Raw genomic sequence first — 25008 nt, forward strand, 5'->3', positions numbered from 1 at the left:
TCTCAGGTCAATAGCAAAGTCAGCAGGAGATCCGCAGTCTCCTGGCCGATCTCGGGATACAGCAAGCAGGAGATCTTTGTCCCGGCCACGGACACCTTCGCCCGCCGAGGCTGCTGGCCGCTGCAAAGGACTAGCGCTCGGGCGTAGAGCCCTGGCAGGTCGCAACCGAGGGGCACGAGCATTTCACGCCGGGACGGCTCATACATCGCAAGCGCCGTCCCCGCCGAGTTGCTGGCCAGATGCTTCGCCAGATGTACGGAGGCTGGAGCAACCCGCCGATCCGCCGCATCTGCGGCTGATGCGTAGCTGTACATGGTCTCGAACCCGCGACGCAGCCGATACGCGCCAGGCAACGTCAAGTCGGACGTCTGAACCCACGAGATCCGCGTCGTATCAAACCTCTCCGCCTGTGTGAATCCCGGCCTGGGCTCACGAGGCAGCGCTTGCGCCACTTCGGAGAGCGGCGGAAGGGCCCTGAGGATACGTGCCCCAGCATCAGGCACGAGCGTGACGTTTTCGGTGGGCAGCGCGTCGAGCGCGGCATCGTTCAGGCCCGTGACAGTTTTCCGCGACGGCCCCTCGGTACGCGGTTCGATCTGGAGGACGCCTCCCAAGGCGGCCGCGCGACCCGCTATGGCCACCACCTGTTCCGGCGGCCAATGTCCAACTAGCTCGACCGCTCCGCTCGGCAGGACCGCCAGGCACGTCGCGGACATCTCCCAGCGCTTGCACTCGCCTCTTGGGTTTCGTTCGACCGCTAGATGTCCCAGAGCTTCGAGGACCTGCGGGAACGCGCTTGTAAACAATGCCGTGCCGTCGATTTGGCCGGCGATCGCTGTAATGCTCGATCCCATGCCGCCACCGAGGTGCATGAGTGCGTCCAGCGCGCTGTCCCAGAGCCCCTGCTCCTGGTCACCGATCGGAGGTAGCTCGTCAACCGACACCTGGGTTGGGGTGGCGACGGTATGCGTCGCCGACCCTCCGGATCTCCAATTGGGCTTGACCCACCCTGGTGACCGCTTGACCAAGCCACAGTACTTGCAGGTGCCTTCGATGAAACGTGGCTGCTTACCGCCGAGGTAGGCCGGAAACTCCAGGTAGTGTGCGCCGGTGACGACGCACGACTTGGGATCCGGGGCGCCGACCTGGATCGGCGCAGAGACTGGCGCCGCATCCCTGGTGGGCCGCCATACCGCACGGTCCCGGGCTACCGCTGCGACCTGAATCGCGCGGACACCTTCCACAGCCGCGCCATCCACGAGAATGACGTCCTCTTCGTCCTCATGCTCACCCGCGGAGATGGCGCCCAGCGGTTCAGTTAGGTCATAGGTCAGTCGTGGGACGCTCTGCCAGCCCGGGTCGGGCGTGTCCGCGGATCGGAGGCGCAGGCTGAGTTCCTGAGCTGGCGACGATGAATCGCCGAGCAGCAAGCTGACCCTGTAGTCCCCGTCGCCAAGTCCTTCCTCGCGCAGCGGGACGATCAGGGCACCGCCTGTTCCCTTCCACTCGCGCAGGATCGTGTCCTCGTGGCTGTCGATGAGCCGGATCCGTACGATCTCCTCGCTTTGGACAGCGGCACGCAGCTCTGGTGGAGCAGTCGAGGACCACTTGCGGACGCGGGACGGAATGCGCATGCCACCGGCGATTGTCAGTTGGTCGCGTGCAAGCGGCACCAGTTCGTTGAAGCGGGTGCCGCTCAGTGCGCCGAAGAGCTGGATCGACTCAATGGCAACCCAGCCGTCTGGCAAGCCGTCAAGTTTGTTGTGGACGGTGAAACCGGGCCGGGCGCAGGTGCCGATCGTCGCCACGACCTCGTCTGCGATGCATTTGCCGTTGGCCTCGCGCTTCACCAGCAGCATGCACTGCACATTGAGCTGCAGGCGCTCCTGCTCGATGTATCCGTTTACCATGTCGTCCCATACCAGCGGGACGATTGTGCGGGGTGGGTGTTTGAGGATCGTGCCCGGTGCGTCGGTCGCTCGGACGCTGAGCACACCTTCGAGAACCGACCGGATGTCCAGCCCATCTGAGGCACCCGTGCGCCACATGCTCGCGACAGCGGGGCGGAAGCTCAATGGGATCCACGCGCCCGTGGTGGATTCGATCTCCATGGACTCCCGGCCCGCGTCGGCAGGGCGGCGCAGCGTCACGGAGATGTCGAGAGCGGTGTCCATGAAGCCGTTACGCATCTGCGCCATCAGGCCCAGTCTCTGCATCCTAGGCTGACCGGCCTGAGCCTCCGGGAGCATCCCGTCCCACTCGGCCAGCTCCACGGCCGCGACCGCGGCGATCCGCTCCTGAGCCGCCGCCTTGCGCCACAGCCGACGCAGATTCTTCGAAACCGGGCAGTGTTCCGTTTCGAACCACGCCTGCAGGTAGGGCACGAGCGCTTCGGGCGCAATGACCATCCCGCCGGCGAGACCGTACTGCGCGAAGAACTCCGGGAAGTGACGGCGATCGGCATGGCGGACGAGGGCCTGGGATATGGGCAGCCCGACGAAACGATGCTGTAGTGCATAGGCGGTCGGCAATCCACGGGTGCCGTCGAGATCGTCGAGCCACTGGTTCAGCCAGCGCCAGAAGTACTCGGCGTAGTGCGTATAGACAGTGCGCACATCGTCGCCCGGCACACCCAGCAGGTTGGCGAGCCGCGGGTAATAGGCCGTCGTGCTAAGGCTGTCATCCTGGCCCATGTCTTCGGCCGCCTGCACCGTTAGAGCTAGAAACGCTAAAATGGGTGGAGGGTCAGTTCTGTCAGTACGCTGCCACTCCCGCAGGCGCTTGTTCAACGCGGCGAGGGTGAACTTACAGCTGTCAATCACCGCATCACGGACGGCGAAGCACAGACCTTCTCGAGGATCGCCAGACCAGCCCGCACGCACTGCGACGGACGCGAGAAGGTCCTCCTCAAGATCTAGATATACCGGCGTGGCGTCGTCGACGCGAGGGTACAGGGTGTCGGCCACGGCGTGGTTCCACCGGTCATACGACGCCCAATCAACTAGCGGCATGCGACGTTCCCTTCGCACGTCTGCACCGCTGTACCAAGACGAGCGGTGCGGAACTTCAGGTTGGGATTCTCCTTGCAGCGCATGGTGCTCGGGGTGCGGACGCAAAATTCAAGCCCGGTTGGCACCGCCCAGCCTCTCTGCGGCCATAGGTCGCTCGGGCCGGACCAACTCAAGGCGCTGGTGACCCGTTCGTACGCTTCGAGCGGCAGAGCGAACGGTGACACTCTCCGCGTCCGCCCAGCAAGCCGGCGATCGGTTTCGCAGCCTCGTCGCTGCTGTTCACACCACATGTAGAACCCCCGATTGCTACATCGGCACACCGTTACGGGGCGTTACATCATCCAGTACAGTGCCCGGCGCTCGCCATCGTTGAGCGGTGGTGATTGACGATGACGAGGGAAGCTGACTGGGCCGGCCCCGTCGTCCGGGGCCGGCTCTGGACTTACAGGCTGCGGAAGAAGGTGCGGAGGTCTTCGGTGACGTCGTTGGGGCACTCGAGGGAGGCGAAGTGGCCGCCCTTGTCGAAGTTGGACCAGTGGGTGATGTTGGGGTTGTCGCGGGTGGCTAGGGGGCGGATGGTTTTGAAGTCGTCGGCGAAGACGGCTACGCCGGTGGGGGCGTGGTTGAGGGATGGTTCGGTGTCGGCGTTGGCTTCTTCGTAGTGGTAGCGGCCGGCGGTGGAGGCGGTGTTGGTGAGCCAGTAGAGGGTGACTTCGGTGAGGATCTGGTCGGGGGTGACGAGGCTGGTGCCGTTGCCGAAGTTGTTGAAGAGTTCGTTCCAGGCGAGTTGGCCGACGGGGGAGTCGGCGAGGCCGACGGCGACGGTTTGGGGGCGGGTGGAGTTGATGGCGTTGTAGCCGCCGACGGACTGGAACCACTTGAGGTGCTCCAGTGCCGCGTAGTCCTCAGGAGTGAACTGCGAGAACTCGGACGGGTCGCCCGACGGGAACGAGAACAGCTGCAGGACGTGCAGGCCGAGGAAGCCGGGCGGGTTGAGTACGCCGAGTTCGCGGGCGACCATCGCGCCGGCGTCGGAGCCGTGGGCGCCGTACGCGTCGTAGCCGAGGCGGCGCATCAGCGTGTCGAACGTGCGGGCCACTCGCGCCATCGTCCAGCCGCGGTCGACGAGCGGCGTACTGAAGCCGAAGCCGGGGATCGACGGTACGACGACCGAGAACGCGTCGTCGGGGGAGCCGCCGTACGCCGCGGGGTCGGTGAGCGGGCCGATCATGTCGAGGAAGTCGACGAACGAGCCCGGGTACGTGTGGGTGAGCAGCAGCGGGGTCGCGCCCTCGACCTCCGACGGTACGTGGATGAAGTGCACGGTCTGGCCGTCGATCTCGGTCAGGTAGTGCGGGAACTCGTTCATCCGGGCCTCCTGCGCGCGCCAGTCGAACCCGTTCTGCCAGTGGTCGACCATCTCGCGGAGGTAGTGGTTCGGGGTGCCGTAGTCCCAGTTGTCGCCGGGCGCCGCCTCGGGGAGACGGGTCCGCGCGAGCCGCTGCTGCAGGTCGTCCAGGTCGGCCTGGTCGATCGTGACGGTGAAGGGCCGGATGCTCTCGTTCGTGTTCATGGCTCTACCGTAGGATCCGTATAGGAACATTAGATTCCTAATTAGGAGCCCGATGTGCTGGAGACTTCGCAGCGGCTGTTGAGCCTGTTGGCGTTGTTGCAGACGCGGCCGGCGTGGACCGGTGCCGAGCTGGCGGAGCGGCTCGAGGTGACGACCCGGACGGTGCGCAACGACATCGACCGGCTGCGCGAGCTCGGGTACCCGGTCGATGCGGCGCGCGGCCCGGCGGGGCACTACCGGCTCGGGATCGGCGCGAAGCTCCCGCCGTTGCTGCTCGACGACGAGGAGGCGGTCGCGGTCGCGGTGGGTCTGCGTACCGGGGCCGGCGTCGTCGGTATGGCGGAGAGCAGCCTGCGGGCGCTGACCAAGCTCCAGCAGGTCCTGCCGCATCGGTTGCAGCGCCAGGTGAACGCGATCAACGACGCGATGTCGAAGGGCCCGGACAACACCCGGTCGAACATCGATCCGCCAGAGATCGACACCGTCGTATTGTCGACAATCGCCGCGTGCATCCGGGACGAGCACTACCTCCGGTTCGAGTACGCCGTACCGGAAAGGGATTCGCTCTACAAGGCCGGGTCGAGTACGACGCAGGACCTGCCGATCCTGGTGGAGCCGTACCGGCTGGTGAGCTGGCACGGGTACTGGCATCTGGTGGCGCGGGACGAGGCGGGGGAGTGGCACACGTACCGGGTCGACTGGATGTCGTTGCGGATGGCAACGGGTCGGAAGTACCGGCCGCGGCCGATGCGGGACGACGAGTACGCGGACTTCGTACTGCGGGACGTGGCGTCGGCCGGGTGGAAGGTACATGCGCGGATCACCGTGTACGCGCCGGCGCAGGAGGTGTTGTCGCGGATCCACGCGGCGGTCGGGATCGTCGAGTCGGTGGACGAGGAGACGAGTGTGCTTGTGACCGGTGCGGACTCGTACGAGCTGATCGCGGTGTACGTCGGGATGCTGGGGCTGGACTTCCGCGTTGACGGACCGCCCGGGTTGGTCGCGCATCTGGAGACTGTCGGCGAGCGGTATCTGAAGGCGATCGGCGTACTGACGGAAACTGTGAGTGCTACCCGTCCTTCGGTACGCCGAGGCCGGCGTCGCGGGCCTGGATGATGGCGGCGGCGCGGTCGGCGGTGCCTAGTTTGGTGAAGATCGCGGAGACGTTGTTCGCCACGGTTTTCGGGGCCAGGTCGAGGCGGCCGGCGATCGCGGGGTTGGAGAGGCCGGCGGCGAGGAGGTCGAGGATCTCGCGTTCGCGGGTGGTGAGTTCGGGGAACGGGTCGGCGGGCGGCGGCGCGGCGAAGAACGTCAGGACGCGCCGGGCGACGCCCGGGCCGAAGATCGCCTCGCCGGCGGCGACGGCGCGGATCGCGCGGTCGATCTCTTCCTGTTCGGCGCCCTTCACCAGATAGCCGCGGGCGCCGGCGCGCATCGCGGCGAAGACCGAGTCGTCGTCCTCGAACATGGTCAGCACCAGTACGGCGACCTCGGGCGCTGAGCGGGCCAGTTCGCGGGTGGCCGCGAAACCGTCGAGGTCCGGCATCTGCAGGTCGAGTACGGCGACGTCGGGGCGGGTGGTGACGACCTCCCGGATGGCCTCCCGGCCGGTGGCGGCGACGCCGACCACCTCGATGCCGGGGAGCGAGGTCAGCAGGGCCGCCAGACCGGCGCGTACCACCGGGTGGTCGTCGGCCAGGACTACTCGGATCACCGGACCTCCAGGCACTCGGATCACCGCACCTCCACGGAGGTCGCGTCGCTCTCGCGGTCGGGCTCCGCCCCACCGGTGGTGGTGGGCTGGGTGGGGAGTGGGAAGCGGGCTTGGACTTTGCCGCCGGTGGGAGTTTGGAGGGCGGTCAGGGAGCCGCCGAGTTCGGCGGTGCGGTCGTGCATCGCCTGGAGGCCTACGCCGGGGTGCCAGGCGCCGTTGGGTGCGCCGTCGTCGGTGATCTCGATCTCCAGTTCGGTCCCGCATCGGAGGGACAGTACGGCGGTGGTCGCCGAAGCGTGACGGACGACATTGGTCAGTGCCTCGGTCGCGATGCGGTACGCCGCGACCTCCAGCGCGGCGGGCAGCGCAGGCAGACCGTCGGCCGAGACGGTGACGCGGATCGGGGTGCCGTCGGCGCGGATCGACATCTGGTCGGCGCGTTGCTGGAGTGCGGCGACCAGCCCGAGCTCGTCCAGGGCGGGCGGGCGCAGGTCGTCGACCAGGCGGCGTACGTCGGTGATCGCGGCCCGGGTGTCGGCACGCAAGCGGGTGAGCAGTTCGACGGCTCGCGGGGTGTCGGTGGTGATGAGGTTCGCCGCGGCGTCCGCTGCGAACGCGACGCCAGTGAGCGTCGGCCCCAGTCCGTCGTGCAGGTCGCGACGTAGTCGCCGTCGCTCTTCCTCGCGCGCCGACACCAGCTTTTCCCGGGACGTCTGGAGCTCCGCCGACAAGCGTGTCGCGTGGACGGCCACTGCCAGCGGTACGGCGACCAGCGCGAGCACGCCGAGGTCCGCCGACGACAACCCGGCCTCGCCGGAGCGCGTCCCGACCTCGAGCAGTCCCAGTACTTCCTCTCCATAGGAGAGCGGTACGACGGACACCCCGGCGACCGCCGCCTCCGCCCGTAGACCGTATGCCGCAAGACCTGGCGATGCCGGTGCGGTCGGGCCGCTGGCGGGCGATGGTGGGAGGCCGTCCGAGGCGATGATCGTTCCGTTCACGCGGATCGCGGCGTACGGCAGGCGGAGTGCCGAGCGGACCGCGGCGAGCACGCCCGGCAGCCCGGCGGACAGTTGGGAGCCGACCCGGGACGCGACCCGCGCCGGGTTGTGGCGGTCGCCGTACAGGGCGCGGTCGACGAGCTGCTGCAGGCGCGGCAGTACCGGTGCGATGATCAGGGCGACGAAGACCGTGACCGCGGCCGACCGGCCCACCTGGGACGCGATCAGCGAGTCGAGTACCGCGACCAGCGCGGCGTAGATGCCGATGGCAACCAATGACAGGAGTGCCCAGGCCAGGGCGCGGGAGACCACCAGGCGGATGTCGAGGAGTTGGTACCGGACGATCGCCACCGCGACGGCGATCGGGATCAACGGGATCGCCAGCAGGACAAGGGTCGGCGTACCGGCGACGAATGCCCACGGGATGACGAACAACAGCGCGATGACCGATGCCAGGAGCAACCACAGCAGCTGGCGGCGGCCGGTCTCGTCGGCGCGGCGGTAGCGGATCGCGAGGCAGACCAGGGCGAGACCGATCGCGGCCAGGTTGCGCAGCTCGGTCGCGGTCCACAGCGGCTGCAGCGCGTCGAATCGTGGGATTGTCAACAATCCGCGGGGCAGCTCGGGGGAGACCGGCTCACCGCTGCCGGCCATCTCGAGGACGAAGAGCGGCGAGGTCAGGACGATGCCGATCGCGGCCCAGCGCCAGCGCGGTGACAACAGCCGGCCGTCCGGGAACAGCAGCAGCGCGAGCGGCAGGAACAGCCCGATGGACCACGGCCAGGCGGCCAGCGAGATCGAGACGAGGAGCTGCTGCGTGACGTGGCCGTTCACCACGTGAGCGAGAGCGTCCGCGACCGGCGTCGTGGCGTGCCCGATGCCGTCGGCGAGGAACAACCAGCCGATCGGGTTCGCCGGGCGGTACCAGGCGATGACCGCGCCGCAGAGGCCGAACGTCAGGCCCATCAGCCCGTTCGTCACGACGAAGTTGTCGACAAGCTCCTGCCAGCCCCAACCGGCGGAGACGCCGTACGCGACGGCGAAAACCACCTCGACGACCACCAGCGCGGCGAGCGCGCCGGCGAGGCCGCGGCGGTTCCCTGAGGTTGTCATACCGGCAGTGTGCTCCCGGAACGTTCCCGGCGTCTCGGGATCGCGGTCCCGGATTCGGCGGGGAACTGCCTGCGGCTCCGGGACCCCGTCCCCGGGCTGCGCGCGGTCGTGCGGCCGCACTGTGGTGCCGAACCACGACACAAGGGGGTAGGGAGATGTACAGATTCGGTCTGGTGTTGCTCGGGTTGCTCGCACTCGTGGACCTCGCGTCGCCGCTCACGACGGACGGCGAACACCCGCCGATGGGTATCGCGATCGGAGCCGCGGTCGTCGGTCTGATCAGTCTGGCGCTGGTCGGTGTCGCCTGGCGCGGACAGCGTTGGGCACTCGCGCCGCTGATCACGTTGCGCCTCGCGTCAGCGCTGCTCGCCGTACCGGCGTTCTTCGCTGACGGCGTGCCGGCGGTCGCGGTCGCCGCCGCGGGGATCGGCGTCGCGGCGACGGTCGTCGGCGTGATCGCGGTGCTGCTGCCGAAGCGCGAGCTGGCGGGTGCGCGATGACCGAGACGATCAGTCGTACGACGGCACGCGCGGACGTCCGGCCGGTCTGGCGGTGGGTGGCGGCGGTGATCCTGCCGATCGGGCCGGCTGCGGTGGCGTTGCTGCGGTTCCTGCTGCCGTACAACACGGCGGACGATACGTCGACAATCGTCAACAAGATTGTCGACAACCTGGATCGCAGCTCGCTGGTGATCTGGCTCGCGTACGTCGCGTTCCTGACACTCGTGCCGGGTGTGTATTTCGTGGGGCGGCTGACGCGGCGCGGTACACCGTGGTTGACGGGGGTCGCCTTGTTCCTGATGGTTCCGGGGTACCTGTCGTTGCCGTGGACGGCGAGCAGTGACGTCTTCACGTGGGCCGCGGGGACTGCGGGGATCGATCGGGGGTCGATCACCAAGATCGCGGAGGTCTCGCACGGGTCGATGACCCTGGCCGGGTTGGTGTTCGTGGTCGGGCATGTGCTCGGGACCGTGCTGCTCGGGATCGCGATGTGGCGATCCGGGGTGGGCGGTCGGTGGGCTGCGGTGGCTGTTGGGATCTCGCAGCCGTTGCATCTGACGGCGGTCATCATCAGCAGTCATCCGCTGGATCTGATCGGGTGGGGGCTGCAGGCAGCCGGGTTCGCCGCGGTGGGGTGGGCGATCGTCCGGATGTCGAACGAGGAGTGGCAGCCGGCCCGGTGACGGAGCCCGGGCCGGCGTGACTACCGGCGACGAGGGGGCGCGGTGTTCGCCAGGACGCTAAGCGGCGCGGCTGAGCGCGGCGCCCTCCAGAGGGTCGGCGCCGGCAAGTCGTGAACGCCGCGGCCACTGCACGACCAACACCGCCGACAACACCAAAGCGCCGCCGAACCACTGCGCGGCGCTGAGCTTCTCGCCGAAGACCGCAGCCGCCGCGACCACCGTCACGACAGGCTCGAAGATCGACAGGATCGACGCCACCGAGGCGCCGACCCGCGCCATCCCGGCGAAGAACAGCAGGATCGCCGCGACCGTGCTGATCACGGCCACCGCGGTCAGCCACAGCCAGCCGATCGGCGCGAACCCGAAGTCGGTGCCGCCGCGCAGAAACCCCAGTAATACAAAGGTTCCGAAGGCTCCGGTGCACACCAGCGCGGCGAGCGCGAGCGGCGGTACGTCGACCGTTTCGCCGATCAGGATGTACCCGGTGTAGACGATCGGCGCGCCCAGTGCGAGCAGTGCGCCGGACCAGTCGAAGTGGCCGGACAGCGCGCCGCTTAGCACCAGGCCGATCCCGAGCAGGGCGATCGCCAGCGCGGCAACCCGGCGGCGGAGCGCGGGTTCACGGCGGAGCGCGATCGCCGTACCCATGACGAGGACCGGGTACAGGTACAGGATCAGCGCGACCAGCGACGCGTCGATCCGGGCCAGCGCGGAGAAGTAAAAGGTCGACTGCGCGGCGTACCCGAAGGCGCCCATCGCGAGGCCCGTGACGACGACCCGGCGCGGCAGGTTGCGGAGCGCGCCGCGGGCGAAGGCGATGCCGAGCAGCAGTACGGCAGCCAGGCCGAACCGGACCAGCAGCAGTGCGTCCACGGACACGCCCGCGTCGTACGCGAGCTTGCCGAACACGGCCATCACACCGAAGGCGGCGGCGGAGAGAAGGCAGAAGAGGCGTCCCACGCCATCGATGGTCGGACCAGTGAACCGTTCACGTCCATCGCGGCTTCACGGATAGTATCGTGAAGCTAAGCTGAACGAATGATGGATCTGCACCGCCTCCGGCTGCTGCGTGAGGTCCACGGCCGCGGCACGGTCCACGGCGCGGCCCGCGCGCTCGGGTATTCGCCCAGCGCGATCTCGCAGCAGTTGGCGGTTCTGGAGCGCGAAGCCGGTACGCCGTTGCTCGAGCGGGTCGGGCGCAACGTCCGGCTGACCGCCGCGGGCGAGGTACTCGTACGGCACGCGGCAGCGCTGCTCGAAGGAGTCGAGGCGGCCGAGGCGGAGCTGGCGGCGGTGGCGGCAGGCCGGGTCGCCGGGGTCGTGCGGATCGGGTCGTTCCAGTCCGCGTTCATCCGGGTCGTCGCGCCGGCGATCCGGAACCTCGCGGCGACTCATCCCGACATCCGCGTCCAGGCCACCGAGCTCGAGGTGGAGGAGGCCGCGCCGGCGTTGCGGATGCAGCAGCTCGACGTGATGGTGGGCGACGAGTACGACGGCCAGCCGCGCGCCGTGCACACCGACCTGCACCGCGAGCACCTGCTCCGCGAACAGATCAGCGTCGTTCTGCCGGAGGACCATCCATTGGCCGCGAGGCGCCGAGTCCCGCTCGAACAGCTGAGCGAACTGCCGTGGGCGGCCTGCCAGCCAGGTACCGGGCACCGCGAGATGCACGTCCGCGTCTGCCGCGACCTGGGCGGTTTCGAGCCCGACATCCGTTACAGCTCGGACGACTTCCGCATCCTGCTGGAGCTGGTACGTGCGACGGGCGCCGGAGCCCTCCTCACGGACCTGGCTGTCGGGCCTGGCGTGCCTGGAGTCGCCGTCCGTCTGCCGGCCGAGGGCGACGTCGGCCGGGCGGTCTTCCTCCTGACGCGCCGCAGCCGAACTCCTGCGGTAGCCGCCGTCGCGGACGCGCTGGCGGCTGCCGCCCTTCACGCCAGGTCGTGACGGAGCAGTACGGTCCGATCGTCGAAAGAGCGGGTCTCGGCCAGGCGGAGGGTGTGGCGTCCGGTGGGCTGGTAGACGGGCTTGCCGCCGCCGAGGATCACCGGGTGCACGATGACGTGGTACTCGTCGAGCAGTCCGAGCTCGGTCAGTGCGGCCGCGACACTCGCGCTCCCGGTCAGCAGGATGTCCTTACCGGGTTCGGCCTTGATCGCCTCGAGTTCGTCGGCCGCGCGGATGATCCGGGTGTTCCAGTCCGCGGATTGCAGGGTTGTCGACAATACGACCTTGGGCGTCCGGAGCCAGACCGGTGCGAACTCGGTCGCGTGCTGGTCCGGGTTCATCGCCTCGGCATTCGGCCAGTACGCCGACATCAGTTCCCAGACGTTCCGCCCGTACAGGAACAGGTCGGCGCGCTCGGTCAGCGCCATCGAGTACGCGCCGAGCTCCGGGCCGAGCTCGGCCCAGTCGAACTCGCCGTTCGGTCCCGCGATGAAGCCGTCGAGCGACTGGTGCACGTAGTACATGATCTTCCGCATGGTGTCCTCCGGTGATGGCTGCTTGTGCCACCTGGTCGGAGCCGGTTGCCCGGGATTGACACGCGTCAGCCGATCCAGCCCAAACTGCTGATGGTGTCCCTCGTCGGCTTGTACTCGCAGGCCGCGACGCCCCGGTAGCCGGCGGCTTTCAGCGCGTCCAGGGTCGCGTCGATCGGCAGCGATCCCGATCCCGGCTCGCCGCGGCCCGGGCTGTCGGCGAGTTGCACATGAGCGGTCGGTACGGACGCCGCCGTGGCGAGCAGGTCGACGCCGTTGCTGCCGAGGTGGAACGTGTCGAACAGCAGCGACAGGTTGTCGACATCCTTCAATGGGCCTGTCAACAATCGCACGACGTCGTCGGCGGTGTGCAGCGGATAGCGGCCGTTCAGCCCTTCCGTCAGCGGCTCGATCAGCACCGTCCCGCCGACCGCCTGCACCGCGGCGGCGGCCGAGCCGATCGCGTCGACCGCGACGGCCGCCTGAGCCTCGGGCGTCCAGCGGTCGTCCAGTTGCCCGTAGAGCAGGTTGAACAACCGGCACCCGGTCCGCTCGGCGATCCCCACCATCACCTGGACGTTCGCGGCGAGTTGCGCCTGCCGGTCCGGATGTGACGCGACCCCGCGCTCCCCGCCGGGGATGTCTCCGCCGTAGAAGTTCAACGCCCCCAAGGACACACCCGCGGCCGAGACCGTCCGCACGAAGTCGTCGACCTCCGCGGCCGACGGATTGGGTACGGCGAACGGCCACCACGACTCCACGACCTGGAAGCCGGCCTCGGCCGCGGCGGCGAACCGGGAGGGATACGGCAGCTCGGTGAACAACATCGACACGTTCGCGCTCAGCTCGTGGCCGCGATACTCCATGACCGGAAGACTAACACCAGCTCTTGCCAGTCGTGCATTCTTGTCTAACAATCTTCGGACACAACGACTCCGGAGGCGCGATGCACAACTGGCCGTCGACCGCGACCCGCTGGGCCCAGATCACCCTCGCCGAGGACGATCCCGCGCATTTCGACGCGGACTTCTGGCTGGCCCTGATGCGCGACAGCAAATCCAACGCGACCTGTATCAGCGCGGGCGGCTACGTCGCCTACTACCCGACGCAACTCGAGTACCACTACCGCAGCAAGTACCTCGACGGCACCGACCCGTTCGGCACCCTCGTCGACGGCGCCCGCGGCCTCGGGATGAGTGTGATGGCCCGCGTCGACCCGCACGCGGTGCACGCCGACGCGGCCGCCGCGCATCCCGAGTGGCTGGCCCGCGACCGCGACGGCAACCCGATCGAGCACTGGGCCTACCCGGGCATCTGGCTGACCTGCGCGTTCACGCCGTACCACCGGGAGTTCGTCACCGAGGTGATCCGCGAGATCGTCCGCGAGTACGACGTGGACGCGGTCTTCGCGAACCGCTGGGAGGGGTACTACGGCATCTCCTACAGCGACGGCGCGCGGAAGTCGTTCCGGGACGAGACCGGGCTGGAGTTGCCGCTCGAGGAGTACGGCGACGGCTGGCCGGAGTACGTCGGCTGGCGTCGCCGGCATCTGGGCGAACTCGTCGAGATCTGGGACCGGGCCGTCCGCGACCTGCGGCCGCACGCGTGCTTCATCCCGAACATGGGCGCCCTCGCCGCCCGCGACCTCGCACAGGACCTGGCCGAACCGGTCGCCCCGCTGTTCATCATCGACAAGCAGGGCCGGCACGGGATCGAGGCGCCGTGGTCGGCCGGGCGGAACGGGAAGCGCAACCGCGCGGTCTTCCCGGACCGCCCGGTGCAGCTGATCACGTCGGTCGGCCCGGAGCACCCGTACCGCTGGAAGGATTCGGTCGCGCCGGCCGAGGAGACCAAGACCTGGATCGTCGACGGTTTCGCGCACGGCGCGCAGCCGTGGTTCACGAAGTTCAACGCGAGCGTGCCGGACCGCCGGTGGGTGCAGCCGGTCGTCGAGGCGTTCAACCTGCACGCGACGGTCGAGCCGGTGCTGAAGGACCTGCGGATCACCGCCGAGGTCGCGTTGCTCGATCCGACCCGGAGCGGGCAGTTGCGGGCCGGGGACAACGACCACGAGGACGGCTTCTACCACGCGCTCGTCGAGGCGCGGGTGCCGTTCGAGTTCGTCTCCGACCAGCTGATGACGCTCGAGCGACTCCGTGAGTTCAAGGTCGTCGTCCTGGCGAACGCCGAGCAGTTGAGCGACGAGCAGTGCGCCGTGCTCACCGGGTACGTCGAGGGCGGCGGGTCCCTGGTGGCGGCGTACCAGACCTCCTTGTACGACGGGAACGGCCGGCCGCGGGACGATTTCGGTCTGGGCGATGTGCTGAAGGTCAAGCTGATCGAGCCGAGCCGGCGGGTGCAGAACAACTACATCGCCCGCACCGACGAGCACCCGCTGAACGCCGGGTTCGACGGGACGACCCGGATCATTGGCGGCACCCACATCATCGGGGTCGCGTCGGACGCGGCCGCGCCGTGGCGGTTCATCCCGGACTTCCCGGACCTGCCGATGGAGGAGGTGTACCAGCGGGAGGCGCCGGACAAACCGGCCGTGGTCTGCACCGAGAACGCGAACGGCGGGCGGACGGTGTACTTCCCGTTCAACCTCGGCGCGATCTTCTGGGAGGCGCTGCAGACCGACCACGGCCGGTTGATCGCGAACGCGGTCGCCTGGGCACTCGGGAAGGCCCCGGAGGTGACCGTCGAGGGCGCCGGGCTGGTCGATGTCGCCGTACGCCGTGGTGAGCACGGTGTGGCCGTCGCGCTGGTCAACCTGACGAACCCGATGACGATGCGGGGACCGATCCGCGAGGCGTTGCCGTTGCCGCCGCAGACCGTGTCCGTCGCCGTACCCACGGACCGGGTGCGGGCGCGGCTGCTGGTGGCGGACGTCGACGTCGAGGCGAAGGTGGTCGACGGCCGGGTCGAGGTGCCGGTCCCGACGGCCGGGCTGCTCGAGGTCGTGCACGTGGATTGGAGCCGGGCATGAGGATCGGGTTCATCGGCCTCGGCGTGATGGGTCGTCCGATGGTCGACAATCTGATTGTCGGCGGGCACGAGTTGTCGGTGTATCGCGGCCGGACCGACGTCGACGCGCGGGTGTGCGGTTCGGCGAAGGAGGTCGCGCAGCGGTCCGACGTGGTGATCCTGATGGTTCCGGACACTCCGGACGTCGAGTCCGTGCTGTTCGCTCCGGACGGGGTCGCGGAGGGCCTGCGGCCGGGGTCGCTGGTGATCGACATGAGCTCGATCTCGCCGACCGCGACGATCGGGTTCGCGCAGCTGATCGAGAAGCTCGGCTGCGACTACCTCGACGCCCCGGTGTCCGGCGGGGAGCTCGGCGCCAAGGACGGCACGCTCACGATCATGGTCGGCGGTCGGCCGGAGGTTTTCGAGCGCGCCCGGCCGCTGTTCGACGTGCTCGGCACGAACGTCACGCTGATCGGCGGCGCGGGCGCCGGGCAGACGGCGAAGGTCGCGAACCAGATCATCGTTGGGCTCACCATCGAAGCGGTCGCCGAAGGACTGCTGTTCGCGGAGCGGGCCGGCGCGGATCCGGGCGTCGTACGGCAGGCGCTGATGGGCGGGTTCGCGAGTTCGCGGATCCTCGACGTACACGGCGACCGGATGGTGCGGGAGGCGTTCGAGCCCGGGTTCCGGCTGCGGCTGCACCGCAAGGACCTGAACCTCGCTGTGCAGGCGGCAGCCGAGCTGGACCTGGCGCTGCCGAACACCGCGGCCACCCAGCAGCTGATGAATGCCGCGCTCGCCGACGGGGACGGCGAGCTGGACCACTCCGCGCTGTACCGGACGCTGCGCCGGGATCATCCATGAGGCAGTGGTGGCAGGACCCGTTCCGGATGTTCCAGACCAACCTGCGCGAGATCGACGCCGGACTGGACGTCGAGGCCGTGCTCGACTACCTGGAGGAGTTCGGCGCGAACGCCTGGCTGCTCAGCGTCGGCGGGATCCTCTCGAACTACCCGACCGACCTGGACTTCCAGACCCGCAACCCGTACCTGTCCGAGCGGCCGTCCGGCGACCTGGTCGGCGACGCGGTCGAGGCCGCCGCGCGACGCGGGATCCGGGTGCTGGGCCGGATGGACTTCTCCAAGATCGACCACCGCCGCGCCGAGGCACATCCGGACTGGTGCTTCGCCGGGCCGACCGGCGAGCGGCAGGTCTACAACGGCCTGACGAGCGTCTGCCCGAGCGGCGAGTACTACCAGGCGCGGCTGTTCGACGTACTCGACGAGGTGCTCGACCGCTACCCGCTCGACGGGTTCTTCTGCAACTGGATGTCGTTCAACGAAGTCGACTACAGCCGGGTCTACCACGGCGTCTGCCATTGCGTCGGCTGCCGGCAGCGGTACGACGGGCCTCTGCCGGCCGAGCCGGACGCGGACTGGCGGGCGTTCACCAACGGCGTGCTGGACGACCTGACCGGGCGGATCCGCACGCACCTCGCAGGACGGGCGCCACTGGTACTCGGCGATCGGGCGGACATCGTGTTCCACGAGGCCAACAACGCGGTCGGCCGTCGGCTGTGGCATCACCGGACCAGCGAGAGCGTGAGCGCCGCGAAGACGTATCGACCGCAGGTCCCGGTGCTGACGAACTCGGTCGGCTTCGTCGACATGCCGTACCGGTTGGCCAGCGAGGATCCGCAGCACTTCGCGCAGTACTTGCTGCAGGCAATCGCCCGGGGCGCCAACCCGTCGACGTACATCATGGGGACGCCCACCACCACGCCGTACGCCTGTCTGGAGATCGCCGCGACACTGACCCGGTTCCATCGTGACCACGCCGACGTCTATCGGGACCTCGTACCGGCCGCGGAGACGCTGCTCGTCCGGGGTGAGTCGCGGGCGGAGTTCGAGGGGCTGTACCTGGCCCTTCTCCAGCGACACGTCCCCTTCGACGTGCTGCCGGTCGATCGTCTGCCAGACGTTGATCTACGGCGATACCAGGTCGTCGTGCTGCCGGACCTCGGCCCGGTCGACCTCGGCGAGTACGACGGGAAGGTGGTGGCCACGGGCGCGACCCAGTTGCTCCCGATCGCCAGCTACGAGACCGAGGCGACGACTCGGGGACTGCACCTGGAGGGCGGCGTACCGGTGATCGGCGCGTTCCACGTGGTCGAGGCCGAGGGTGAGCTGCGGGCGTACTCGCGGGCGCCGTACGGCCCGCCGGAGAAGTGCCACGGGCACGAGTTGCTGCCGCACCCCGGAACGGTGCGGCAGGGCAACAAGGTGTTCTTCCCGTGGACGGTCGGGCGGGCGTATCGCGAGGCCGGGTTGACCGTCCACCGGGATCTCTTCGTGGACCAGGTCGGCAACGCGACGCCGACCGATCTGCCCGAGCAGGTGGAGGTCGTCGTGGGGCGTTCGGCGGCCGGGTACGTCGTACATCTGCTGAACAGGTCGGGTGACACCGACCAGCGGTTCGCCCCGCCGCTGCCGATCGGCCCTGGGCGATTGCGGGTGCCCGACGGCGTACAGGAAGTCCATGCACTCAACGCGGGGGAGCGTCTGCCCGTCGACGATGGGTGGGTGCACGTACCGGAGATCGGGCTGTTCGAAGTGCTCGTTTGCGCGTGAGGAGAGCGAGATGGATCGACGAGAGTTTCTCAGGGCCGCCTTGACGGCAGGTGTCGCGACCGGGCTGGTGGGCTGCGGCGGCAGCGGCGGCGGGGCGTCCGGAGGCAAGGTGACGTTGCGCTACGCCTGGTGGGGCAACAACATCCGCCAGCAGAACTACACGAAGGCACTCAAGCAGTTCACGGCGGCGAACCCGTCGATCACGATCGAGCCGGAGTTCGCCGACTACACCGCGTTCCAGGAGCGGATGACGACGCAGATCGCGGCCCGGGACGTCCCGGACGTCTTCTGGATCGCGTCCCCGCAGGTGATGACGTACGCCAAGAGCAAGCTGTACCGCAACCTCGAGGGCATCTCCACGCTGAAGTGGGACGACTACAGCAAGGACGAGATCGAGAGCTTCAGGCTCGGCGGCCAGCTGAACACGCTCCCGTTCGCGATCACCACGCCGGTGATCCGGTACAACGAGACCTTCGCGAAGGCCGACGGCGTGACGATCCCGGAGCCCGGACCGGGCTGGAGCTGGGAGAGCCTGGCCGAGCTGCTGGTTGCCTACAGCAAGAACAATCCCGGGAGACGCAAGGGCGTTCCGTACGTGCCCGATCATGACCTGACCTTCGAGGCGTGGTTGCGGCAGCGCGGAGAGCAGTTGTGGACCGAGGACGGCAAGATCGGGTTCACCGTAGACGGACTGGGTAGCTGGCTCGACTGGTGGGAGAAGCTGCGCAAGGCCGGCGGGGCGCTGTCGCTCAGCGAGCAGGAGGGTATGGGCCCGGACTGGGCGCAGGTGGGGAAGAAGACGCTGGTGATGTTCGGCAACTCCAACCACATCATCGACGACGCGAAGATGTTCCCGAAGGACAAGTTCCGGCTCCGCCCGGCGCCGGTCGCCGCGGACGCGCCGGCCGGCCACAAGTACCTGTACTACCCGCGGATGGCCATCTACCAGCGGATCGACGACGGCAACGTGGACGCGGCCGGCAAGGTTCTGGACTACTCGGTGAACAGCGCCGAGATGCTGAAGACCGTCCGGCTGACGATGGGGGCCCCGATCAACCCGAAGGTCGCCGAGCAGTCCGCCGCGTTCGCCAGCCCGGACGAGAAGGAGATGCTGGCGGTCGTCGCCGAGGAGCGCAAGGCCGAGCGGAAACCGCGGTACGAGGCGCCGCCCGGATCGAGTACCTGGCGGACCACGATGTCCCGGATCTGCGAGGAGATCGCGCTCGGGAAGACCGCCGTACCGGACGGCGCGCAGAAGCTGTACGACGCGATCGGCGACGGAATCAAGCGGGCCGCATGAAGGCACGGCCGGCGTTCCACCTCAACCGCCAGGGGAGGGCCGCGCACGTCTTCCTGATCCCCTGGCAGTTGGGGCTCGTGCTGATCACCGCGGTACCCCTGCTCGCCTCGCTGTACCTGGCGTTCACGAAGTACGACATCCTGAATCCGCCGGAGTGGACCGGGCTGGAGAACTTCCGGCGGATGGTCCACGACGACCAGTTCTGGGCGTCGGTCAAGGTGACGCTGATCTACGTGCTGGTGTCGGTGCCGTTGCAGCTCGCGTTCGCGTTGCTGCTCGCGCTGATCCTGGACCGCGGGCTGAGCGGCCTGGCCTTCTACCGCAGCGCGTTCTACCTGCCGTCGCTGCTCGGCTCGTCGGTGGCGATCGCGATCCTCTGGCGGGAGATCTTCGGTGACGACGGGCTGATCAACAAGGTGTTGCGGCTGGTCGGGATCCACGGCGACAGCTGGCTGCAGAATCCGCGGACCGCGCTCGCGACGCTCATCATCCTGAACGTCTGGACGTTCGGCTCACCGATGGTGATCTTCCTCGCCGGGCTGCGGCAGATCCCGGACGACCTGTACGAGGCCGCCCGCGTCGACGGTGCCGGCGTCTGGCGGCAGTTCACCCACCTGACGGTGCCGCTGCTCACGCCGATCATCTTCTTCAACCTGATCCTGCAGACGATCGGCGCGTTCCAGACGTTCACCCAGGCGCACATCATCAGCGGCGGCACCGGCGGTCCGGCGAACTCGACGCTGTTCTACACGCTGTACGTGTACCAGCAGGGATTCGTCGCGTTCGACATGGGCTACGCGTCCGCGCTGGCCTGGGTGCTGATGGTCGCGATCGCGATCGTCACCGCCCTGCATTTCCTGGTCTCGAAGTACTGGGTCTTCTACGGAGACAGCTGATGCCCAAGATCCTGAAGCACGCCGGCCTGCTGGTGTTCGTCGCGTTCATGATCTACCCGCTGATCTGGATGCTGGTGAGCGCGTTCAAACCGCCCTCGGAGATCCTCACCGAGCCCGGCATCATCCCGCACTCGATCACGTTCGAGAACTTCAAGGAGGGCTGGCACGCACTGAACCGGCCGTTCTCCGCGTTCTTCCTGAACTCGCTGGTGGTCACGCTCGCGTCGATCGCGGGCAACCTGTTCTCCTGCTCGCTGACGGCGTACGCGCTGGCCAGGCTGCAGTTCCGGATGCGGAAGGTGTACTTCGCGATCACGCTCGCCTCGGTGATGCTGCCGTTCCATGTGCTGGTGATCCCGCAGTACATCTTCTTCTCGCAGCTCGGGATGGTGAACACGTACTGGCCGCTGCTGATCCCGAAGTTCCTGGCCACCGACGCGTTCTTCGTGTTCCTGATGGTGCAGTTCATCCGGACGCTGCCGCGCGAGCTGGACCGGGCGGCGTGGATCGACGGGGCCGGGCCGTTCCTGACGTTCTGGTACGTCGTGCTGCCGCTGATGCGCCCGGCCCTGGTGACCACCACGATCTTCACGTTCATCTGGACGTGGAACGACTTTTTCGTACCGTTGATCTACCTGACCAGGACGCAGGCGTTCACCGTACCGGTGGCGCTGAACTCGATGGTCGATTCCGAGACCCAGAGCGGAGTGGGCATGTTGTTCGCGATGTCGTTGCTGTCGCTGATCCCGATCCTGATCTTCTTCGCGGTGGCCCAGAAGTACCTGATCCGCGGCATCGCCACCACGGGGCTGAAATGATCGTTGTCGTCGGCAAGGAGAATCCGGCGTACGTCGCCGCGGCGGGCGCGCTGCCCGTGCGGTTCGTGTCGTCGCTGGACGGTGTGGACCTGGGTCAGGTCGAGGCCGTGATCGGTCATCTGCCCGGCGAGTTGCTGGCGAAGGCGCCGCGGTTGCGCTGGGTGCACAGTCCGGCGGCCGGCGTCGACGCGGACCTGACGCCGGAGATGCTCGCGTCGCCGGTGGTGCTGACGTCGAGCGCGGGCAACGGCGGCATCTCGCTCGCCGAGCACTCGATGTTGCTGATGATGATGCTGAACCGCGACGTACCGCGGTGGCTGCGGGCGCAGGCCGAGCATCGTTGGGACCATTACCGGCACGGTGAGCTTGCCGGCCGTACGGTCGGGATCTACGGGCTCGGCAACTCCGGTCTGGACCTCGCGCTGAAGGCGAAGGCGTTCCACATGCGGGTGCTCGGCGTCCGGCGCCGCCCGGACCAGCCGTCGCCGAACGTCGACGTCCTCTGCGAGCTCGACCAGTTGCTCGCGGAGTCGGACTTCGTCGTGGTCACCACCCCGCGAACGCCGTCGACGGCCGGGGTCTTCGGCCGGGACGCGTTCGCGCGGATGAAGCCGTCGGCGTACTTCGTCTGCATCTCGCGCGGCGGGATCGCCGACGACGACGCGCTGCTCCAGGCGTTGCGGAGCGGGCAGATCGCGGGCGCCGGGCTGGACGCGCACGGCGTCGAACCGCTGCCGCCGGACAGCCCGTTCTGGTCGTTGCCGAACGTCGTCGTGACGCCGCACAACGGCGCCACCAGCGACGGGACGCTGCGCCGGTCGGAGCAGATCGTCGCGGACAACCTCGGCCGGTTCGCGCGCGGGGAACCGCTGCGGAACGTGGTCGACAAGGCCGCAGGTTATTAGGCCAGTACACTTGCCTGACAGTTTTCGCCCGTTGGAGGAGGTCCCTTGAGTACCGAAGCGCGCCTGGAGCTCGGGCCGTCCTCGCTGACCGATGCGCTCTACGAGTCCATCCGGAAGCGGATCGTGAACGGCGAGATCCCGCAGGGCGAGAAGCTCACCGAGGTCCGGCTCGCCACCGAGTACAACGTGGCCCGCCCGACCGCCAAGGCCGCGCTCGAGCGGCTCACCGCGCTCGGGTTGTTGCGCCGTACCGCGCACAAGACCGCGGTCGTCCCGGTCCTCGACCAGGCCGAGATCCGGGACCTGTTCTTCAGCCGGATCACGATCGAGAAGGCGGCGGTGTCCGCGCTGGCCGCGACCGGCGAGGTGCCGCCGGAGGCGGCCCGCGCCCAGGTCGCGATCGAGTACGCCGCCCGGGACCGGATGTTCGAGAACCAGGTCGAGGCGGACATCTCGTTCCACACCGCGCTGGTGGCCGCGGTCGGCAGCCGCCGGCTGGCCCGGATGCACGAGCTGATCATCGGCGAGGTGCAGTTGACCATGGGGCAGTACCAGGCGCACCGCAAGGCCGCGCCGACCACGGTCGCGAAGGAACACGCCGCGATCCTGACCGCGATCGAGGCCGGCGACCCGGCGGCCGCCGCCGAACATCTCGCCTACCACCTCGAGCAGGCGCAGGGCCGGTTGCTCAGCACCTTGCCGGCAGGGGATTGACGAAACCCTCCCGGCTTGGGAGATTCGGAGGGAACGGGCGGGTCTGGGGGAGGGCCGGCCGCCCGTCGGGGGTTCAGACGCTTTCTGGGGTTCGTGCTGTGCTCGACGGCAATGCCGGTCTGCGCGGTGTACGTGCCGATGCGTACGCCGATCTGCGACAGAACGCGCACAGGGGAGCGAACGCATGATCGAGAACCTGCGGGAACGCACGCGGGGACAGGTCTTCATCGTGGGTGACGAGGAGTACGACGCGGCGCGCCGTGTCAACAACTGGATGATCGACAAGCGACCGCAGGTCATCGTCCGGTGCGAGAACGCCGGCGACGTGATGGCGGCCGTCGACTACGCCCGGACGAACGACCTGGAGATCGCGGTCCGCGGCGGCGGGCACAGTGTGCCAGGGTTCGGCACGGTCGACGACGGACTGGTCGTCGACCTGAGCGGGATGCGCAACGTCCGGGTGGACCCGGTGAACCGGACCGCGCGGGCCGGCGGCGGCGCGACCTGGGGCGACTTCAACGCGGCGACGCACGCGTTCGGGCTGGCGACGACCGGCGGGATCATCTCGACGACGGGCGTCGGCGGGCTGACGCTCGGCGGCGGCATCGGGTACCTCGCGCGTGGGCTCGGGCTGTCCTGCGACAACCTCGTGTCGGCGGACGTGGTGACCGCGGACGGGAAGTTCCTGATCGCCAGCGAGAAGGAGAACGAGGACCTGTTCTGGGCGTTGCGCGGTGGCGGCGGCAACTTCGGCGTGGTGACCGCGCTGGAGTTCCGGCTCGCGCCGTTGTCGACAATCTACGGCGGCCCGATGTTCTTCGAGTTGTCCGACGCGGCCGCCGTACTGGCCGGGTTCCGGGACCTGATCCGGGACGCGCCCGAGCAGCTCGGCGGGTTCCCGGCGTTCCAGATCGCGCCGCCGCTGCCGTTCATCCCGGAGAACCGGCAGGGCGAGCCGTTCGCGGCGATCGTCGGCTGCTGGGCGGGTGACCTGGACGAGGGCGAGACGCAGATCTCGAAGTTCCGCTCGTTTGCCCCGATCGTGGCCGAACACGTCGGGCCGATGCCGTACCCGGCGCTGAACAGTGCGTTCGACGCGCTGGTGCCGCCCGGGTTGCAGCACTACTGGAAGGCGAACTTCGTCACCGAGCTCACCGACGAGGCGATCCAGGCGCACCTGCGGCACGCACCCGGCCTGCCGGCGGTGAACTCGACCGTGCACATCTATCCGATCAACGGCGCCTGCCACCGGGTCACCGCGGACGCGACCGCGTTCGCGTACCGGGACGCGAACTTCGCCACCGTGATCGCCGGCATGTGGCCGGACCCGGCGCAGAACGAGGCGTCGATCGACTGGGTGCGGTCGTACTACGACGACATCGCACCGCACTCCGAGGCCGGCGGGTACGTCAACTTCATGGCCGGCGACGACCAGGGCCGGATCCGGGAGAACTACCGGCAGAACTACGACCGGCTGGCGGAGGTGAAGCGCCGGTACGACCCGGACAACGTGTTCCATTTGAACCAGAACATCGTTCCGTAAGGGGTGCGGTCCGGCCGCACCCCCTGACGGGCTACTTCTTGGGGCCGAGCTTGTGGACCACGATGCCGGACTTGAACGTCGTGGTCCCGAGCAGCTCCAGGTGTGTCGGGCCGATCCCGCTGCCGAACAGCATGTTGGTGCCGTCGGCAACCACTGGCATCACCCAGAAGTGGTACTCGTCGACGAGCCTGTTCTCCAGCAACGTCTTCGAGAACGACCCGGTGCCGTACTTGATCAGGTCGCCGCCGTCCGACTCCTTCAACCGCCGTACGGCGTCGGCGGCGTCGCCTTCGAGCGGCTGGGCGTTCCACTTCCACTCGGTCAGCGTCCGGGTCGCGACGTACTTCGGCATCGCGTTGAAGACGTCGGCGAACGGATCGCCGGCCCGGGACAGCCAGGCGTCCGCGAAACCCTCGTACGTGACGCGTCCGAGCACCTGCGCCTCGACGCCCTCCATCAGGCTCTGGTTGTAGGCCAGGTACTCGTCGTCCCAGTACGGCGCGCTCCAGTCCTGCGGGTTGTCGATGACGCCGTTCAGCGTGACGAAGGTGGATTCGATCAGCTTCCTCATGGGTCTTTCCTTTCAGGGTTGGTATGGGTGCCGGTTGCGGGCGTCCCGTAGTACTTCCGCCCACCAGACGAGCTGGTCGAGCATGAGCTTGGCTGTTGCCTCGTATCCGGCCGACGGCTTCGGCCAGCCGCCGTCCGCGGTGAACTGCTCCCAATAGCAGGGCAGTGCGACGGTGTTGCGGATGGTGACCGCGTGGAGTTCGGTGAAGACCTGCCGCAGCTGCGCGGTCGCGTAGCAGCCGCCGTCTTCGCGGCCATAGCTGACGATGGCTACCGGCTTGGCGTGCCACTCCTCGTAGTACCAGTCCAGAGCTGTCTTCAGCGGGGCTGGGAAGCTTCTGTTGATTTCTGGGGTGACGACGGCGAACGCGTCGGCTGCGGCGAGCCTGGCGCCGAGTTGGCGGACCTCTTGCGGTGTCGCGTCGTCGGTGTCGGGCAGCGTGTCCGGCAGGTGTGCCGTCACCAGGTCGACAAGGTCGATCTCGAACTGCTTGGCAGCCTGCTGAGTGAGCCAGTGCGCCACTGTCGGGCCGAAGCGGCCACGTCGGGTACTGCCGATGATCACTGCCAGTCGCATCTGCCGTCCT

At 68.3% G+C, this 25008-nt stretch carries 22 protein-coding genes; 13 read left to right on the forward strand and 9 right to left on the reverse strand.

Annotation, left to right across the window (positions count from 1 at the left end; genetic code table 11):
* Positions 1–2: 2 nt before the first annotated feature.
* Entirely contained in the window at positions 3–2966 is a 2964-nt protein-coding gene (locus AB0M51_RS10640; RefSeq protein ID WP_363748888.1) for a hypothetical protein, read from the reverse strand.
* 487 nt (positions 2967–3453) lie between these two features.
* Positions 3454–4584 carry an epoxide hydrolase family protein gene (locus AB0M51_RS10645; protein ID WP_363748890.1) on the reverse strand — a complete coding sequence of 377 codons (1131 nt, stop codon included), beginning with the start codon at positions 4582–4584 and terminating at the stop codon, positions 3454–3456.
* Between the two features lie 54 nt (positions 4585–4638).
* Here AB0M51_RS10645 and AB0M51_RS10650 point away from each other — a divergent pair, with 54 nt between their 5' ends.
* A complete protein-coding gene (locus tag AB0M51_RS10650; RefSeq protein ID WP_363748892.1) occupies positions 4639–5700 on the forward strand; it encodes a WYL domain-containing protein in 1062 nt (353 codons plus the stop codon).
* Here AB0M51_RS10650 and AB0M51_RS10655 read toward each other — a convergent pair.
* Both AB0M51_RS10655 and AB0M51_RS10660 read right to left on the reverse strand, forming a co-directional pair.
* Positions 5654–6298, reverse strand: a complete 645-nt coding sequence (locus AB0M51_RS10655; protein ID WP_344188002.1) for a response regulator transcription factor — start codon at positions 6296–6298, stop codon at positions 5654–5656. The two genes, AB0M51_RS10650 and AB0M51_RS10655, sit on opposite strands and share 47 nt — an antisense overlap.
* Before the next feature lie 20 nt (positions 6299–6318).
* Positions 6319–8412, reverse strand: coding sequence for a histidine kinase (locus AB0M51_RS10660; RefSeq protein ID WP_363748895.1), 2094 nt, complete (start codon positions 8410–8412; stop codon positions 6319–6321).
* A 155-nt stretch (positions 8413–8567) separates the two neighbouring features.
* Between AB0M51_RS10660 and AB0M51_RS10665 the strand changes: the two genes are divergently transcribed.
* Positions 8568–8912, forward strand: a complete 345-nt coding sequence (locus tag AB0M51_RS10665; protein ID WP_344188000.1) for a hypothetical protein — start codon at positions 8568–8570, stop codon at positions 8910–8912.
* Positions 8909–9595, forward strand: a complete 687-nt coding sequence (locus AB0M51_RS10670) for a hypothetical protein (protein WP_344187999.1) — start codon at positions 8909–8911, stop codon at positions 9593–9595. The genes AB0M51_RS10665 and AB0M51_RS10670 overlap by 4 nt, the downstream gene beginning before the upstream one ends.
* Before the next feature lie 57 nt (positions 9596–9652).
* On the opposite strand, the gene AB0M51_RS10675 is transcribed toward AB0M51_RS10670, so the two are convergent.
* Positions 9653–10555: a DMT family transporter gene (locus tag AB0M51_RS10675; protein ID WP_344187998.1), complete on the reverse strand. Its 903-nt coding sequence runs from the start codon at positions 10553–10555 to the stop codon at positions 9653–9655.
* A gap of 78 nt (positions 10556–10633) precedes the next feature.
* Between AB0M51_RS10675 and AB0M51_RS10680 the strand changes: the two genes are divergently transcribed.
* Complete coding sequence (locus tag AB0M51_RS10680) at positions 10634–11542, forward strand: LysR family transcriptional regulator (protein WP_344187997.1); 909 nt, start codon at positions 10634–10636, stop codon at positions 11540–11542.
* Here AB0M51_RS10680 and AB0M51_RS10685 read toward each other — a convergent pair.
* Positions 11527–12078 (reverse strand): dihydrofolate reductase family protein, encoded by a 552-nt coding sequence (locus AB0M51_RS10685; protein WP_344187996.1) that lies wholly within the window; start codon positions 12076–12078, stop codon positions 11527–11529. The two genes, AB0M51_RS10680 and AB0M51_RS10685, sit on opposite strands and share 16 nt — an antisense overlap.
* 65 nt (positions 12079–12143) lie before the next feature.
* Entirely contained in the window at positions 12144–12941 is a 798-nt protein-coding gene (locus AB0M51_RS10690) for a TIM barrel protein (RefSeq protein ID WP_344187995.1), read from the reverse strand.
* Positions 12942–13021: 80 nt separating this feature from the next.
* Between AB0M51_RS10690 and AB0M51_RS10695 the strand changes: the two genes are divergently transcribed.
* The 9 genes from AB0M51_RS10695 (at position 13022) to AB0M51_RS10735 (ending at position 23851) form a co-directional block, all read left to right on the forward strand.
* Complete coding sequence (locus AB0M51_RS10695) at positions 13022–15064, forward strand: alpha-amylase family protein (protein WP_344187994.1); 2043 nt, start codon at positions 13022–13024, stop codon at positions 15062–15064.
* The gene (locus AB0M51_RS10700; protein WP_344187992.1) at positions 15061–15909 is read left to right on the forward strand and encodes a 2-hydroxy-3-oxopropionate reductase; all 849 of its coding nucleotides are present in this window, start codon (positions 15061–15063) and stop codon (positions 15907–15909) included. Before AB0M51_RS10695 ends, AB0M51_RS10700 begins: the two co-directional genes overlap by 4 nt.
* Positions 15906–17675 (forward strand): alpha-amylase family protein, encoded by a 1770-nt coding sequence (locus AB0M51_RS10705; protein ID WP_344187991.1) that lies wholly within the window; start codon positions 15906–15908, stop codon positions 17673–17675. The genes AB0M51_RS10700 and AB0M51_RS10705 overlap by 4 nt, the downstream gene beginning before the upstream one ends.
* A 10-nt stretch (positions 17676–17685) precedes the next feature.
* Entirely contained in the window at positions 17686–18975 is a 1290-nt protein-coding gene (locus AB0M51_RS10710) for an ABC transporter substrate-binding protein (protein WP_344187990.1), read from the forward strand.
* On the forward strand, positions 18972–19871 hold the full coding sequence (locus AB0M51_RS10715) for a sugar ABC transporter permease (RefSeq protein WP_344187989.1): 900 nt from the start codon (positions 18972–18974) through the stop codon (positions 19869–19871). Before AB0M51_RS10710 ends, AB0M51_RS10715 begins: the two co-directional genes overlap by 4 nt.
* Positions 19871–20689, forward strand: a complete 819-nt coding sequence (locus AB0M51_RS10720; protein WP_344187988.1) for a carbohydrate ABC transporter permease — start codon at positions 19871–19873, stop codon at positions 20687–20689. The genes AB0M51_RS10715 and AB0M51_RS10720 overlap by 1 nt, the downstream gene beginning before the upstream one ends.
* A complete protein-coding gene (locus tag AB0M51_RS10725; RefSeq protein WP_344187987.1) occupies positions 20686–21594 on the forward strand; it encodes a D-2-hydroxyacid dehydrogenase in 909 nt (302 codons plus the stop codon). Before AB0M51_RS10720 ends, AB0M51_RS10725 begins: the two co-directional genes overlap by 4 nt.
* A 45-nt stretch (positions 21595–21639) precedes the next feature.
* Positions 21640–22308: a GntR family transcriptional regulator gene (locus AB0M51_RS10730; RefSeq protein ID WP_344187986.1), complete on the forward strand. Its 669-nt coding sequence runs from the start codon at positions 21640–21642 to the stop codon at positions 22306–22308.
* 184 nt (positions 22309–22492) lie between these two features.
* Complete coding sequence (locus AB0M51_RS10735; protein WP_363748901.1) at positions 22493–23851, forward strand: FAD-binding oxidoreductase; 1359 nt, start codon at positions 22493–22495, stop codon at positions 23849–23851.
* A gap of 31 nt (positions 23852–23882) precedes the next feature.
* On the opposite strand, the gene AB0M51_RS10740 is transcribed toward AB0M51_RS10735, so the two are convergent.
* Both AB0M51_RS10740 and AB0M51_RS10745 read right to left on the reverse strand, forming a co-directional pair.
* Positions 23883–24422: a dihydrofolate reductase family protein gene (locus AB0M51_RS10740; protein ID WP_344187984.1), complete on the reverse strand. Its 540-nt coding sequence runs from the start codon at positions 24420–24422 to the stop codon at positions 23883–23885.
* Between the two features lie 12 nt (positions 24423–24434).
* The gene (locus AB0M51_RS10745) at positions 24435–24998 is read right to left on the reverse strand and encodes an NAD(P)H-dependent oxidoreductase (protein WP_344187983.1); all 564 of its coding nucleotides are present in this window, start codon (positions 24996–24998) and stop codon (positions 24435–24437) included.
* Positions 24999–25008 lie beyond the last annotated feature (10 nt).

It is taken from the genome of Kribbella sp. NPDC051137 (genome assembly GCF_040682535.1).
In the GTDB taxonomy this organism is placed as follows: domain Bacteria; phylum Actinomycetota; class Actinomycetes; order Propionibacteriales; family Kribbellaceae; genus Kribbella; species Kribbella karoonensis.